Source organism: Bacillus sp. FSL W7-1085, assembly GCF_038595035.1.
Taxonomy (GTDB): domain Bacteria; phylum Bacillota; class Bacilli; order Bacillales; family Bacillaceae; genus Bacillus; species Bacillus altitudinis.
This window is the reverse complement of sequence record NZ_CP152000.1, coordinates 546,881-560,841: the sequence shown is the minus strand read 5'-3', so window position 1 is coordinate 560,841 and position 13,961 is coordinate 546,881. Positions and strand designations below refer to the sequence as shown.

Annotated in this window: 18 protein-coding genes; 1 reads left to right on the top strand and 17 read right to left on the bottom strand. The window is 42.4% G+C overall.

All coding sequences use genetic code 11. From position 1 onward, the window contains the following. Window positions 1–15 precede the first annotated feature (15 nt). The 3 genes from MKY11_RS02700 to MKY11_RS02690 all read right to left on the bottom strand — a co-directional run bounded on the left by MKY11_RS02700 (window position 16) and on the right by MKY11_RS02690 (window position 2,717). Window positions 16–1,053: an alpha-ketoacid dehydrogenase subunit beta gene (locus MKY11_RS02700; RefSeq protein WP_326112503.1), complete on the bottom strand. Its 1,038-nt coding sequence runs from the start codon at window positions 1,051–1,053 to the stop codon at window positions 16–18. A 20-nt stretch (window positions 1,054–1,073) separates the two neighbouring features. Further along, window positions 1,074–2,051: a thiamine pyrophosphate-dependent dehydrogenase E1 component subunit alpha gene (locus MKY11_RS02695; RefSeq protein ID WP_160758184.1), complete on the bottom strand. Its 978-nt coding sequence runs from the start codon at window positions 2,049–2,051 to the stop codon at window positions 1,074–1,076. 192 nt (window positions 2,052–2,243) lie between these two features. Then, window positions 2,244–2,717, bottom strand: coding sequence for a SprT family protein (locus tag MKY11_RS02690; RefSeq protein ID WP_342501815.1), 474 nt, complete (start codon window positions 2,715–2,717; stop codon window positions 2,244–2,246). Between the two features lie 99 nt (window positions 2,718–2,816). Here MKY11_RS02690 and cmpA point away from each other — a divergent pair, with 99 nt between their 5' ends. Continuing rightward, entirely contained in the window at window positions 2,817–2,951 is a 135-nt protein-coding gene (gene cmpA, locus MKY11_RS02685) for a cortex morphogenetic protein CmpA (RefSeq protein WP_008346893.1), read from the top strand. 19 nt (window positions 2,952–2,970) lie between these two features. Here cmpA and MKY11_RS02680 read toward each other — a convergent pair whose 3' ends face one another. The 14 genes from MKY11_RS02680 to acpS all read right to left on the bottom strand — a co-directional run bounded on the left by MKY11_RS02680 (window position 2,971) and on the right by acpS (window position 13,956). Beyond that, window positions 2,971–5,130, bottom strand: coding sequence for a Tex family protein (locus MKY11_RS02680; RefSeq protein WP_342501814.1), 2,160 nt, complete (start codon window positions 5,128–5,130; stop codon window positions 2,971–2,973). A 76-nt stretch (window positions 5,131–5,206) separates the two neighbouring features. Then, window positions 5,207–5,806, bottom strand: a complete 600-nt coding sequence (locus tag MKY11_RS02675) for a PP2C family serine/threonine-protein phosphatase (RefSeq protein ID WP_024719202.1) — start codon at window positions 5,804–5,806, stop codon at window positions 5,207–5,209. Then, complete coding sequence (gene sigB / locus MKY11_RS02670; RefSeq protein WP_012009000.1) at window positions 5,806–6,594, bottom strand: RNA polymerase sigma factor SigB; 789 nt, start codon at window positions 6,592–6,594, stop codon at window positions 5,806–5,808. The genes MKY11_RS02675 and sigB overlap by 1 nt, the downstream gene beginning before the upstream one ends. Further along, entirely contained in the window at window positions 6,560–7,048 is a 489-nt protein-coding gene (gene rsbW, locus MKY11_RS02665; protein WP_007496471.1) for an anti-sigma B factor RsbW, read from the bottom strand. Before rsbW ends, sigB begins: the two co-directional genes overlap by 35 nt. Beyond that, the gene (locus MKY11_RS02660; RefSeq protein WP_017358393.1) at window positions 7,045–7,374 is read right to left on the bottom strand and encodes an anti-sigma factor antagonist; all 330 of its coding nucleotides are present in this window, start codon (window positions 7,372–7,374) and stop codon (window positions 7,045–7,047) included. Before MKY11_RS02660 ends, rsbW begins: the two co-directional genes overlap by 4 nt. A gap of 59 nt (window positions 7,375–7,433) precedes the next feature. Then, the gene (locus tag MKY11_RS02655; RefSeq protein ID WP_342501812.1) at window positions 7,434–8,441 is read right to left on the bottom strand and encodes a PP2C family protein-serine/threonine phosphatase; all 1,008 of its coding nucleotides are present in this window, start codon (window positions 8,439–8,441) and stop codon (window positions 7,434–7,436) included. Window positions 8,442–8,451: 10 nt separating this feature from the next. Next, window positions 8,452–8,853: an anti-sigma regulatory factor gene (locus tag MKY11_RS02650; RefSeq protein ID WP_003214085.1), complete on the bottom strand. Its 402-nt coding sequence runs from the start codon at window positions 8,851–8,853 to the stop codon at window positions 8,452–8,454. Window positions 8,854–8,855: 2 nt separating this feature from the next. Next, complete coding sequence (rsbS, locus tag MKY11_RS02645; protein ID WP_003214235.1) at window positions 8,856–9,224, bottom strand: RsbT antagonist protein RsbS; 369 nt, start codon at window positions 9,222–9,224, stop codon at window positions 8,856–8,858. Window positions 9,225–9,228: 4 nt separating this feature from the next. Further along, entirely contained in the window at window positions 9,229–10,059 is an 831-nt protein-coding gene (locus tag MKY11_RS02640; protein WP_342501811.1) for an RsbT co-antagonist protein RsbRA, read from the bottom strand. A gap of 114 nt (window positions 10,060–10,173) precedes the next feature. Beyond that, complete coding sequence (gene ndoA / locus MKY11_RS02635; RefSeq protein ID WP_003214169.1) at window positions 10,174–10,524, bottom strand: type II toxin-antitoxin system endoribonuclease NdoA; 351 nt, start codon at window positions 10,522–10,524, stop codon at window positions 10,174–10,176. Between the two features lie 4 nt (window positions 10,525–10,528). Then, window positions 10,529–10,810 carry a hypothetical protein gene (locus MKY11_RS02630; protein ID WP_003214273.1) on the bottom strand — a complete coding sequence of 94 codons (282 nt, stop codon included), beginning with the start codon at window positions 10,808–10,810 and terminating at the stop codon, window positions 10,529–10,531. Window positions 10,811–11,103: 293 nt separating this feature from the next. Further along, entirely contained in the window at window positions 11,104–12,285 is a 1,182-nt protein-coding gene (gene alr / locus MKY11_RS02625) for an alanine racemase (protein ID WP_274661040.1), read from the bottom strand. Window positions 12,286–12,413: 128 nt separating this feature from the next. Next, window positions 12,414–13,430 (bottom strand): outer membrane lipoprotein-sorting protein, encoded by a 1,017-nt coding sequence (locus MKY11_RS02620; RefSeq protein WP_007496489.1) that lies wholly within the window; start codon window positions 13,428–13,430, stop codon window positions 12,414–12,416. A gap of 160 nt (window positions 13,431–13,590) precedes the next feature. Beyond that, entirely contained in the window at window positions 13,591–13,956 is a 366-nt protein-coding gene (acpS, locus tag MKY11_RS02615) for a holo-ACP synthase (protein WP_017366663.1), read from the bottom strand. Window positions 13,957–13,961 lie beyond the last annotated feature (5 nt).

Below are 13,961 nucleotides of genomic sequence, written 5' to 3'. Positions count from 1 at the left end.
CCCTCTCTCCTTTCTCTAGTTCAAGATCTTGTCATGACTCTTGCCAATCATCTCTAATACGGTGTTCACAACTTTATCGGGTGTTGGCAAATATATATCTTCAAGAGGTGGTGAAAATGGCACCGGTGTATGAGGAGCCGTCACTTTTTTGATTGGTGCGTCCAGTAAATCAAATCCTTTATCTGCAATCAAAGAAGAGATATCTGCGGCAATTCCGCACCTTGGATTTGCTTCATCAACAATGACAAGTCGATTAGTTTTTTCTACTGAAGTCAGAATGGCCTCTTCATCGAGCGGTGACAAACTTCTTGGATCAATCACTTCCGCTTCAATACCTTGAGCAGACAATTGCTCTGCCGCTTCGAGTGCTGTACACACTTGTTTGCCCACTGCAAAGATGGTTACATCAGATCCCTCTCTCTTCACATCTGCTTGACCAAGCGGCAATGTGTAATACCTCTCCGGCACATCTCCTGTGATATTGTAAAGCGTCTTGTCTTCAAAAAAGATGACAGGATCCTGATCCTCGATGGCTGCCAGCAGCAGCCCTTTGGCATCATATGGTGAAGAAGGCACAACTACTTTCAATCCAGGGATACTTGTAAATAGTGCATACAAACTTTGCGAATGCTGGGCAGCTGCTCTAAAACCCGCCCCATGGGTCGTTCTAATCGTGATTGGCACCTCTGCTTTTCCACCAAACATGTATCGAAATTTTGCGCCTTGATTCAGCACTTGGTCGAGACAAGTACCGATAAAATCATTAAACATGAGTTCAGCAATTGGTCTTAGCCCTGTTGAAGCAGCAGCCATGGCCGCACCTATATAGCCAGCTTCACTAATCGGTGTATCAAGGACACGTTCACGCCCAAATTCCTGAACAATGCCTTTTGTTACACCAAGAACACCGCCCCATGCTTCATCATCCTGTAAGTGATCTACATGAGCACCTCCTGCAACATCTTCTCCCATTAAAATGACATCTCCATCTCTTCTCATTGCCAGTTTAATCGCTTCATTCAAAGCACTAGACATGCTGATTTCTCTTGTCATTTCCCTCTCTCCTTTCAGATTTATTGATACGAAACATACACATCAGTTAGCAATTCAGTATGATCTGGATATTCACTTTCTTCACTGAATCTCACGGCTTCATCTATCGCTTCTGCTACAGACGCTTCAATACTTGATATTTCTCGATCTGTTAGCAACTGCTGCTTTAATAATTCATTTTTAAAAAGAGTGATGGCATCTTTCTCTTCTTGATGTTCGGTTTTTTCTTGATTGGTTTTGTAGCGCTGAGCGTCTCCTTCAAAATGACCATAATTCCGATATGTCATGCATTCAATCAATGTCGGACCTTCTCCATTTTTTGCTCGTTCTATCGCTTGTTCTGCTGCTTGATAAACGGCTGTCACATCTTTTCCATCCACTTGAATACCCGGAATACCATAACTGGCGGCTCGATCCACAATCGATTTACAGCTTGAAGCATACGAAAATGGCGTCGCTTCCCCGTAACCATTGTTTTCTGCGATGAAAATCACTGGCAGTTTCCAGATAGCGGCGAGATTGATTCCTTCGTGAAAAGTCCCTTGATTGTTAGCACCATCCCCAAAAAAGCAAACGCTTACATTATCTTTCTTTTTATATTTAGCCGTGAGGGCTGCCCCGCACGCAAGTGGAAAGCCGCCTCCCACAATTCCGTTGGCACCGAGCATTCCTTTATCAAAATCTGCAATGTGCATAGATCCACCTTTACCTTTACAAAGACCTGTGGCTTTTCCATAGATTTCTGCCATCATTCCTTTTAGATCACAGCCCTTGGCGATACAATGACCGTGGCCACGGTGTGTACTTGTAATACTGTCTTGTTCATTCAGATGAGCGCAGACTCCTACAGCAACAGCTTCTTCACCAGCATAAAGATGGACAAAACCTGGCAAGATCCCCTTTGTAAAAAGCGTGTGTACTTGATCTTCAAATTGGCGAATTTCCTGCATTTTTTGATACATCCAAACGGCTTTTTCTTTTGTAAGTGCCATTTCCATGATAAAACCTCCTATCTTTTTTGCTTGCACTTCTATACAAGCAAAAAGCGTGCCAACATCATAGCGCTTGAAAGCTTAGGATTTGAGCGATTCCCATCGATCAAAAAAGAGACAAAATGAGACTCGCGTCTCTATTTGTCTCAATATGTCTACTTCATCTCACAAAAAAAGCATCCCATAAAGGAATGCATATCACTCTGAACCGATTGTACGCTGCCATTTTAATTTTCCTTTGCAGACGCCGCACACATAACGAGAGGTATCAATTCGCCTTTTCCTGATAAAATACTGATCGCATCCTGTGCAAACATATTCTTGCCGCTTCTGTCCACGTCGTTTATTTTGTAAGGTCTTGAGCGGTGTACAAAAACGCGGGGCTCCTACTTGTTTTAATAACTCTTTAAAGGAACGGTCACGATGCTGATAGCCTTTTCCCTCAAGATGCAGATGATAATGACACAGCTCATGCTTGATGATCCCGATTAATTCTTCTCGTCCATGTTCTTCTAGGTATCGCCGGTTCAATTCGATATTGTGTGTTCCAAGTAAATATCTCCCGCCTGTCGTTTTTAAACGGGGATTGAAAACAGCCTGATGGCGAAACGCCTTACCAAAGAACTGCTCTGAAATGTCTTCTGTTAACTGCTGTAACTCTCTCTCGTTCAATCAAGATCGTTCCTTTCTATAAAAACCTCGAACGGGACAATTTCCTCTTTGCATACATTGAAGGTACACCCACTGTTTTGATCAAAGGAGGAATGGGCGATGCCCAACTGGCTGAAAAATCAGATGCAGAAAGCATTTTATGAGAAAAATCATTATCAAATCAAATTGCTTAATCAATGCTGGTACTTCTATAGAAAAAAACATTCAGTCACATCAAGGCACACCCCATCCTAAGGTGCGCCTCGTTTTTTGTTTACTCTGGTTTTAGCATCGAAAGAGCCACCCGACCTTTTGCCTGGTCAACGGAGTCTACCCAAACGGTCACAATATCACCGACTGATACAACGTCGAGCGGATGTTTCACAAAGCGATTGCTTAGCTTGGAAATGTGGACAAGTCCATCCTGTTTTACGCCAATATCAACGAATGCGCCGAAGTCTACGACGTTTCTCACCGTTCCTTGTAGCTCCATCCCTTGCTTCAAGTCCTCCAATTTCAACACATCTGTTTTCAAAAGAGGTTTTGGTACTTCATCGCGCGGATCACGCTCAGGTCTTGTGAGCTGATCAATGATATCCTGGAGTGTAATTGGACCAATGTCAAGCTGCTGTGCGGCTTCGTCTAACTTGACCTCAGCCATTTTCTCTTTTAACTGTTCTGTTCCAAGATCGTCTGGCGTCATGTTGATCATGCGTAAGAACTGTTTTGTTTCTTTATAGCTTTCAGGGTGAATACCCGTGCGATCAAGTGGATCTTGTCCATCTGTGATGCGCAGGAAGCCGATACACTGCTCATAAGTCTTTGCACCAAGCCTTGGGATATCCTTCAGCTCTTTTCTGCTTGTGAATCTGCCAATCTCTTCGCGGCGCTTGACGATGTTCCCTGCGACGGCTTTTGAAAGACCTGACACATATTGCAGCAGTGCCTGTGAAGCTGTATTAACGTTCACACCGACTTGGTTGACGACCGTCTCCACCACGAAGGTTAACGAGCTGTTTAATTGCTTTTGGCTCACGTCATGTTGGTATTGGCCTACTCCGACAGACTTCGGATCTATTTTCACGAGCTCTGCTAATGGATCTTGTAATCTTCGAGCAATGGATATAGCGCTTCGTTCTTCGACTTGCAAGTCTGGAAACTCTTCTCTTGCCAGTGCAGATGCAGAGTATACACTTGCCCCTGCTTCATTCACGATCAAATATGAAACTGGCTGGTCCAGCTCTTGGATCAAGTCTGCGATGAATTGTTCGGTCTCTCTTGAGGCTGTTCCGTTTCCGATCGCAATGACTTCAATGTTGGATGATTGAATGATTTCTTTCACTTTTTGTTTGGCTTCCGCTTTTTTCTGCACAGGCGGGTGCGGATAAATGACGCCAATATGATGGACTTTTCCTGTATCATCCACGACGGCTAATTTACAGCCTGTACGAAACGCAGGGTCCACCCCAAGTACACGTTTCCCTTTCATCGGCGGTTGAAGAAGGAGCTTTCTTAAGTTTTCAGCGAAAATATGAATGGCTTGTTCCTCTGCTTTTTCTGTCAGCTCTTTTCGTATTTCCCGTTCAATTGAAGGCTGAATCAAGCGCTTGTATGCATCATCAATGGCCGCTTCAATGTAAGGCCTCGCCGTCGTTTGCTTGCCTTTTAAGACTTGTTTATCGAGGTAGAAACGAATATTTTCAGCAGGTGGTTCGATTGCTGCTTTCACAATCCCTTCTTTCTCGCCTCGGTTGACCGCGAGTACACGATGAGGCACAATTTTTTTAATCGGCTCTTGATAGTCGTAATACATTTCATAGACGTTTTTCTCGTCGTTCTCAACGTCTTTTCCTGATGTGACAAGACTTCCCTTTTGGTACGTCTCACTGCGAATCCATTTCCGCATATCAGGATCATACGCAAGCTGTTCAGCAATGATGTGCTGGGCGCCCTCTAGTGCTTCTTCTGCGGTTGTGACTTCTTTTTCTTCATTGATAAAAGCCGATGCTTTCTTTTCGATCTCATCGTTTGGCAACTGCAGTAAATACTCCGCCAGCGGCTCAAGTCCTTTTGCTTTGGCTACATTTGCCTTCGTTTTTCGTTTTTGTTTAAATGGTCGATATAAATCTTCGACCTCTTGTAGCTTATGCGCCTGTTCGATCTTCTGTTTTAATTCATCTGTTAATTTGTCTTGTTCAGCGATTAAGCGAATCACTTCTTCTTTTCGATTCGTCACATTTTGGATATATGTATAGCGTTCAGAAATGGTTTGAATTTGCACCTCGTCTAGTGAGCCTGTCTGCTCTTTCCGGTAGCGTGCAATAAACGGGACGGTGTTGCCATCCTCTAATAGCTGGATCACACTTCCAATTTGTTTTGTTGAAAGCTTTAATTCTGTCGCAATTTGTTTCAATAAAAAGTCAGATGTCTTCATACTTTGCATCCTCTCACTGTGTCTTCTCTTTTAGTGTATCAAAAAAACTGGCAAAACAGAAAAAAGGTCAGCTATTTCATGTAAGCTGACCAAGTACATAGGTGAGATCGTCTTTCTTGTCTTGTGTGTATGTTTCAAGTTCTTTTGCGATGTCTGCAACTGAATGGCTATGCTTTAAACACATTCGCATGTTTGGCACATTCAGCCCGTCTGAATACATAATGAATGTCGAACCTTTTTCGTAGGAATAGGTGTATGTTTTGTATTTTCTAGGTTTACCTGATAGATATCCTGATGTCGGAAGTGGATAAATATAGTCGCCAGAAGGTGCATTCAAGATAAATCGAATATTGCCAACCGAACAATAGGTAAACTGCTGCTGGGAAAAATTCACCTTTAATATGGCTACAGTGGCCCCGCGTTTATTTTTCATGGCCTGATTGCATCTATCAATGAGGGTTATTACATCCTCATGTCCATATTCTTCGACAATTTCGCTGACTAAAGAAGATGATTCATTGGCGAACTGGCCGCTGCCTAATCCGTCTGCTACAGCACAAATTAGTTCTTCATCATCTGCTTTAATAAAAAAACTGTCCCCGCAGCATGATTTTCCTTCTTTGTTCGATTGATAGATAATGGCGTTTACATGCTCATGCTGTTCGATCTGCTTCATTACCCTAGCTCCATAGACGCATCTTCTGACAATGCATCTCGTAGCTTTTTAACTGCCTTCCGCTGCAGCCTTGATACATGCATTTGAGATATGCCGAGTAAATCGCCTGTTTCTTTCTGGCTTTTATTTTGCAAATACGTGAGATTGATAATTTCTTTTTCTCTATCTGTCAGAACGTGAAGCACACTTTCAAGCATCATTTTTTGGTTTACACGTTCGTACCCTTCTTCTTGTGAGCCGACGACGTCTAAAATCGTCACAGTGCTTCCTTCAGAATCTGCCTCTACGCCTTGGTCAACAGACAGCGCTTGATAGCTTTTGCCCATCTCCATTGTTTCAAGAACTTCTTCTTCTGTTACATCTAGATATTCTGCGATTTCTTGTACTTTAGGTGACTTTTGCGTTTCCGTTGTCAGGTGATCAACTGCCATCTTAATTCTTGGTCCAAGCTCTTTAATTCGTCTTGGTACATGGACACTCCATGTTTTATCACGTAAAAAGCGTTTGATTTCCCCGATAATGGTTGGAATGGCAAATGCCTCAAATGACTTACCGACAAGTGGATCATAACGCTTAATTGCGCCGAGTAGACCAATCATTCCAACTTGTCTTAAATCCTCATGAAAGCTTTTTCCTTTGGAGTATTTCTTCGCGAGCATATCCACAAGATTTGTATAACACTCAACTAGTGTTAGCTGCGCCTGCTCGTCTTGGTTGGATTGATAGCTTTGAATGAGGCGATCCACTTCATCTTTAGTTAGTTTCATAGTTTTGGATGGTTGTGTCATGGTCAACTCGCTCCCTGTTTAAAAACTTTGTCATCGCCACGGTAACTCCGGAGTTTGCTTGCACCTCGACTTCATCCATCAATGTTTGCATTAAGTATAAACCAAGACCTCCTTCTGCCAATTGATCCACCGTATGAGCAGATGTGTACGGCCCTAGGTCTTCCTGCTTTTGCTTAAAGTCAAAGCTACCGCCTTTATCAGCGACAATGATTTCTAGACGATCTTCATAGACAAGAAAGCGAACCGCTACCTCTCCATCTTCGCCATCTGCACCTTTATAGGCATGCTGAACTGCATTTGTACATGCCTCACTGACGGCAATTTTCAAGTCCTCAATCTCTTCGTAGGCATAGCCCATCCGGCTTGCAACGCCTGAAAGAGTCAGACGAATGATGCCTACGTATTCTGGTTTCGCCGGTATTTTCATCTCGATTAGATCTACTGATTCGTTCATTGTACCCCACCCTCTGACTTTGCAGAAATGTCAATGATGTCCTTTAATCCAGTAATTTCAAACAACCTTACAAGCCGCTCTGACAAGTTCTCAAGCTTTAGTGTTCCACCTGCTTTTTGAGCTGCTTTAAACAACCCAACAAATACACCTAATCCTGTACTATCCATATACGTAACATCCTTCAAACAGATCTCTAGATGCTCGCCCGCCTCGGCTTTAGGCATGAGTGTTTCTCTTAGCTGAGGAGCAGAGTACACATCGATTTCTCCACTAACACTAATTTTTGTTTTTTGATCTATTTGATGCTCTTTTACAGACATATTCATTATGCATTCACCTCGAAATTCTTGTTTCCTTGAATTTTATATACCCGTCTATGCACTTTCTAAACCTTCCTTTTGAGGACAAGTAACGTAAAATCATCATGCAGCTGAAATTCTTGCAGCTTGAGTAAGCTGTCATAGATGGAATCCACCATTTCCTGAGCTGAATAGGAAAGATGCTCTGCTATGAGCGCTTTGATATCTTCGCGCTCTAAGAAACCATCCTCCGATTTGGATTCTGTGACACCATCAGAGAATAAGATCACCATATCCCCTACGTCCAAATGCTTCTCATACTGCTTATAATCAAAATCTGGTGCAATTCCAAGCACAAGACCCTTTGCATCTAAATCGTAAAATTGATTCTCTTTTTTGCAATAGAAAAAGCCCGGCTCATGACCAGCCGATGCATATTTAAATTCATGTGTTTCTTTATTATAGCTGCCATAAAGCATGGTGATAAACATACTTGGGTCTACGTTTTGCTCGACAACACGATTAAGGGTCTTTAGCACTTTAGTTGGGCCGCTCCCTGACTCTGGCAAGGAATCCATCGCATATTTAATCATCGACATACAAAGCGCAGCCGGGATTCCCTTTCCAATGACATCTGCGATCGCAATATTAATCGTATCGTGATCAGTCACAAAATGGTAATAATCTCCGCTCATCTGTTTTGCCGGCACACTGATGGCTCCGATATCAAATGTGTCACCTTCTGGAATTTTCGTTTCCAGAAGGGTTTGCTGAACATTTGCAGCAATTTCAATTTCCGACTTAATTTCTTGCTGGATGCCTCTTAGTGTTAAATGCTCCTGGTAGGCAAGTCCGTATCCAATCATGACTTCAATTAAGAAGTCTAGTGAATGAAAGACATCTTCCGGCAAATCAGGGTAAAGCTCCTGAATCACTTTTCGGTGAACACTCACTATTTCTTCAGGAGGTATTTGATGCTCAATGGTTTTTCGGCTAAATTTTTGAGCTTGATAAAGCGATGTTTCAGTTAAATCACTGATATAACGACTGAGCAGCTGATGATACCGCTGCTCCATTACCTCCTTAAAATCCATGGTTTCCCTCCTAGCGAAGCCACTTGACAGCTTGTATCTCAGTTCCTTGTTCTGGTGCGGAATCTAATTTAAATTCATCCATCAGTCTTCTGACGCCCGGCAAGCCTGCTCCGAGTCCGCCTGATGTAGAAAATCCGTCTTCCATTACTTTACGTATATCCATGATGCCAGGCCCCTCATCGGCTGCGATGACTTTGAGTCCACGCTTTCCGCGCTCCATCACTTCTTCTATACAAATCTGACCTTTACCAGCGTATAAATAGATGTTACGTGCTAATTCTGAAATGGCCGTCGTAATTCTTGCTTGGTCAACTGTTCCAAAACCAAGTTCTTTTGCAACATTCCGCCCCAATTGTCTTGCTGCGACTATGTCCCATTCCGTCAATATTTTTACACAGGATTGGTCTTTCATATCTATTCCCCCAATTCCCGCTTCAGTGTCTCAAGCCCTTGTTCAAGATCTAGTGCTGTCTGAATTTCTTCCAGTGAAATGCCAAGTTCAATAAGCGTCACAGCGACTGCCGGCTGTATTCCTGTTAATACAACTTTTGCCCCCATGAGCTTGGACATGGTGATCACATCGCCTAATACCTTTGCGATAAATGAATCAATCATATCGACGGATGTTAAGTCAATGACCACACCGTTTGCTCCTGTTTCATGAATTTTATTCAGTAAGTCTTCTTGAAAGTGAAGAGCCGTTTGATCATCAAGCTCCCACTGTATTGAAATCAGAAGACAATTATATAATTTTAAGATTGGAATCTTCGGGTGATTTCTCAATTGGTTATCCCTCCAATGAAACAATTTTTCGATTTGTCATTTCCAAAGCAGTTTGAATTCCTTTTTGAAGGGTATTCTTTGTTGTAACCTGAGATAAATCAATTCCAAGGTTAACGATCGTTTGGGCTATTTCTGGGCGAATACCGACAAGTAAACACTTCGCTCCTACTAATCTCACAGCCTCTGACGCTTGAATAATATGATGTGCCACCATTGTGTCTACGACAGGTACACCCGTGATATCAATCAGGACGACCTGTGAGCGATGTTTGACGACACCATTAAGCAGGTTCTCCATAATTTTTTTCGCACGATCTGTATCAATTGTGCCAACAAGTGGCATGACGGTGATGTGCTCAAACACAGGGATTAGCGGGGCAGAAAGTTCCTGCAGCGCAATTTTTTGAAGGCTGACGGTTTTTTCCCATGAGATGGAATACTGGTTTAAGATCTCATTATGGATGGGTGTGATGAATCGATCGATTTGCCAGATGAGGTCATGACTTTCTTGTGTTGTATCTTTGTCATCGTTCATTTTTTCATATAAATGTGTACGGATTTCCGTTAGACCGTTTGCCAGTAACTTAAGTGATATACCCATTTGAACGATTTTCAAAGCAAAATTTTGCACTTTTTCTTCAAAATCCTCATAATCCCCTTCTGAAAGGGATGTAATGATGAGTTGAACATATTCCGAACAGATGGTTTCATACATTTTGTCGTTCAGCATCATGTCCGTTTCTTTTTCTCCGAGTCGTTTTAAAATGTCCGTCCACTCTGTTTCTAATTCCTTTTGGTGCTTTCTTGCAAAAGCTAACACGATATGATTCGACATGTTTTACCCCCTACTTACATTTAAAGCTCTTCTTTAGTCTTTCTTCATTATAACGTTAAAAAAAATTGAACACAAAAAAAGTTGCTCCCAATAGAGCAACCAAGTATCACCATATTAAAAATCAATAAGAGCCAAACTAACTTGTAAGGCTTCATCAACCTTCTCCATCATCTCATCATCAAGATGTGTGATTTTATCTGTCAATCTTTGTTTATCGATCGTACGAATCTGTTCCAAAAGAATGACAGAATCTCGTTCAAAGCCGTAGCGCTTTGCATTAATTTCGACGTGAGTCGGTAATTTCGCTTTTTGTATTTGGGCTGTTATGGCTGCAACGATAGCAGTCGGGCTGAAGCGATTTCCAATGTCATTTTGAATCACCAATACTGGGCGAACCCCGCCCTGCTCGGAGCCAACAACAGGAGATAAATCAGCAAAGTAAACATCACCGCGTTTAACAATCAAATGTTTAACCCCCGCTGACTAATCGCTCAACTGTATTCTCAGCCTCAAACTCTGCGTATTGTGCTTCTGAAGAGATATTCAGATTAATTTTCGCCATCTCCATGTAGCCGCGTCTCATCGATTCACGATTTTGTCGAATATTACGTTCACGAATATACGTTTTTGTCGCTCGGTAGATCAATTCATTTCTTGTTACCTTATCCTGCTCTGCTACTCGTTCGATCTCAGACATCAAAGCCTCCGGCAGTCGAATCTTCATTTCGTTTGTTGCGCTGGATTCAGACAAAAAACATACACCTCCACAAAACTTACGGATACCGTTTCGATCCATTCCAAGACTAATCATACCATTATTCAATGCACAAGCAAAGCTGTTTTTTCATGATTTCTTATTAGAACATGAAGCGGCTCGCCACCCGTAAATCAAGATGATAATGGAGTTCCTCTTTCCCATTATACGCTTTTTTCCGAAAATCATACGGTATTTCCAAAATTTCTAAAAAAGGGAGAATGTTTATGATGCCTTTGTAGAATAAAAGAGAACGATGTCAGTTTGAACATCGTTCCCGTGGATGCTGTTTATAAAAAGCTTGGACCGCCTTGAAGCAGCGGATTTCGTACATGAACCCTTTCGCCGTCCTCTATATAGACTCTTGGGACGCGGTAGCCAACAGAACAAGTGACTTCGTAGTTAATGGTTTCAAGCCGCTTGGCTATTTCATCGACAGATATCCTGTCTTCGCCTTGTGTCCCGATGAGCACGACTGGCTCCCCTGCCGGAATGTCCTTTTTCAAATCAACCATGAATTGATCCATACACACCCGTCCAGCAATCTTTCGGCGTTTTCCGCCAACGAGCACTTCTGTTCCGGCAAGCTTCCTGATCCAGCCGTCTGCATACCCGATTGGAATCGTACCAATCCATGTATCTTGATTCGCTGTATAAGTTGCACCATAGCTCACGCTCTCACCCTTTTGAATGGGCTTTACATGTGCAAGTTTTGTATGAAGAGATAATGCTTCTTCCAGTTGAAACGGCAATTCATCTTTGATTTCTTCCGACGGCGACAGCCCGTACATACTGATGCCAAAACGAACCATATTAAATAAAGTGTCTTTAAACCTTAGACCGGCTGCACTGTTGGCGCAATGAACGAGCAGTTTGTCCGTATGAAGCGGTTGAAGCAATGTTTTAAACGTATCAACCTGCATACCGAAGTAGTTTTCATCTTTTTCATCCGCTGTGGCAAAGTGAGTAAATACTCCTTCCAGCTGTAAAAAAGAATGATTGTGGACAAGCTCTTTTACTTCGCTCACCTGCTCGATTGTTTTCACACCTAACCGATTCATTCCGCTGTCGATTTTCAAGTGGAAACGAATGGGTTGTCCCATCTGCCCTTTCATCACTTTGACGACTTCTCTTAGCCAATCGATCGAGTAAGCAGTCATGATAACGTTGTATCTAACGGCGACTTTGACATACTCTGCCGGTACTGCGCCGAGCACAAGAATAGGTGCTTTTACACCTTTATTTCTTAAAGAAATGGCTTCATCTAAAAAAGCGACGGCTAACAGGTCTGCTCCTGCTTCGAGGGCAGCTCTTGCCACTTCTATATCTCCATGTCCATATGCATTGGCTTTCACAACAGCCATTAGTTGGACGCTTTGACCAATATGGTCTTTCATATGTGAAACATTATGCTTGATTGCTGTTAAATCAATTTCTGCCCATGTGTCTCTATAAAAGGCATTTGTGTCCATTCATCACACTTCCCTATTGAATGATTCAATACTTCATTATGATACTAAAAATCCAGAATAATGTGAAACAACTCAAAGAAAATCAGCCCCTGCACAGGGCTGATTTATTGTTATGTTAAGAATCTCGCCTATTTCGCTGACTGTCCTTCTACACTTTTGGCGACCATTAAGAGTTCTTCTTTCGATAAATCACTTGAAGAAATCAAGTAGTCAACTCCATCAGATGTCCAAGAAAGAGATTTGTCTGTCAGAACACCCACTGTCATGCCAAGATCGACTGGCTCGCCGTTCATCGTCACAGGCGTAGACGCTTCTGCTACCCGCGCTTTTTCCTGAATGAGTGTGAAGGATTTCTTTCCGCCATACGTCATCACATAACGCTTCCCGGCATCTGTTGTCATTTCTTTCTCTTCCATTTTCTTCACGCCCTCTGGCATATCCACAGGCGTTTTCACCGCAAAGCTGTCAGATGGATCTGCACTTGTGGCAACATCCATTTGAGAAAGTGTCATATTTTTCTTCTCATCAAAGGCGTCTTTGTCAAAGGATTTGTTGAATTCAAAGTGAGAGAATTCTACTTTCACCATTGGCTTTTTATCGCTATCCAGTACTTTCACACTAGCAGGCGCCATTGTTTTTTTATGAAAGGTAATCTCTTGGGTCGGCAGCATTTGGTTGTGCTGATAGTTGGTTTTTGTTTCAAAAACGTACTTCGACTCTTTTGCTTTGAACTGAGCTGCACTGTCATTTTTAATGTCTTTCACAAGTGATTCAAATAAATACACCTGACTGCTGTTGTTCGGCCAATCGCTGTGGAAGCGGAAGCTTTTGTTTAATGAAGGTGTCAGCACAAATACACCATTGCCATTTCTTAAAATGACTTGACTCTGATCCTTCTTCGGATTTTCTAAGTAGACACGGTAAAGCTCCGGCTTCTTGTACCAAATTTCCACATGGTATTCCTGCGGATCATTTCCTGTCTCAATGGTCATTTTTGCTTTGGCTTTGTATGATGTCATTTCCTCTGCCTTTTTGTTTAAATCTCCAACGATATCCTGTTGAGATTTTTGACCGCATGCGGAGAGAATCAGTACAAAAAGGATCCCCGTTACAAGCAAAACAAAGCTTTTTCTCACCCTTTTCAACCCCTTCGTTAATTGTGTTAAAAGGAAGAAACCGCTTGTTTGACTTTAACAGTACGCCTCAAGAGTTAACTGCGTACCGCGAACCATCAAAGCCTGTTAGCAACTCGCCCTTCCTTATCGCACTACCCAATATATGAAGGGGGGACAAACAATATGCAGACTAGCTTGACAACCTTTCAATTAAAACTTGTGCTGCAGCATATTCTTTTGTGTGTGTAATGGATACATGAACGTAGTCTTCTTTTGTTTTCTCACTTTTGATGAGAGGTTTTCCGTTCGCATCTTTTTGTATCTCGATGTCGTGAAAGCTGACATACTGACCAATTCCCGTACCGTATGCTTTTGCGAATGCTTCCTTCGCCGCAAAACGTCCTGCCAGAAACTCCAGCTGTCTCTTTTCACTTAGTGTGCGAAAGACTTCCTGTTCACGTAAAGTCAAAATTCGTTCTGGTAAACGGGGCTGCCTGCTAAGCACTCGTGACAGCCGGCCGATCTCTACAATATCCATACCGATTCCTTTAATCATGAGGT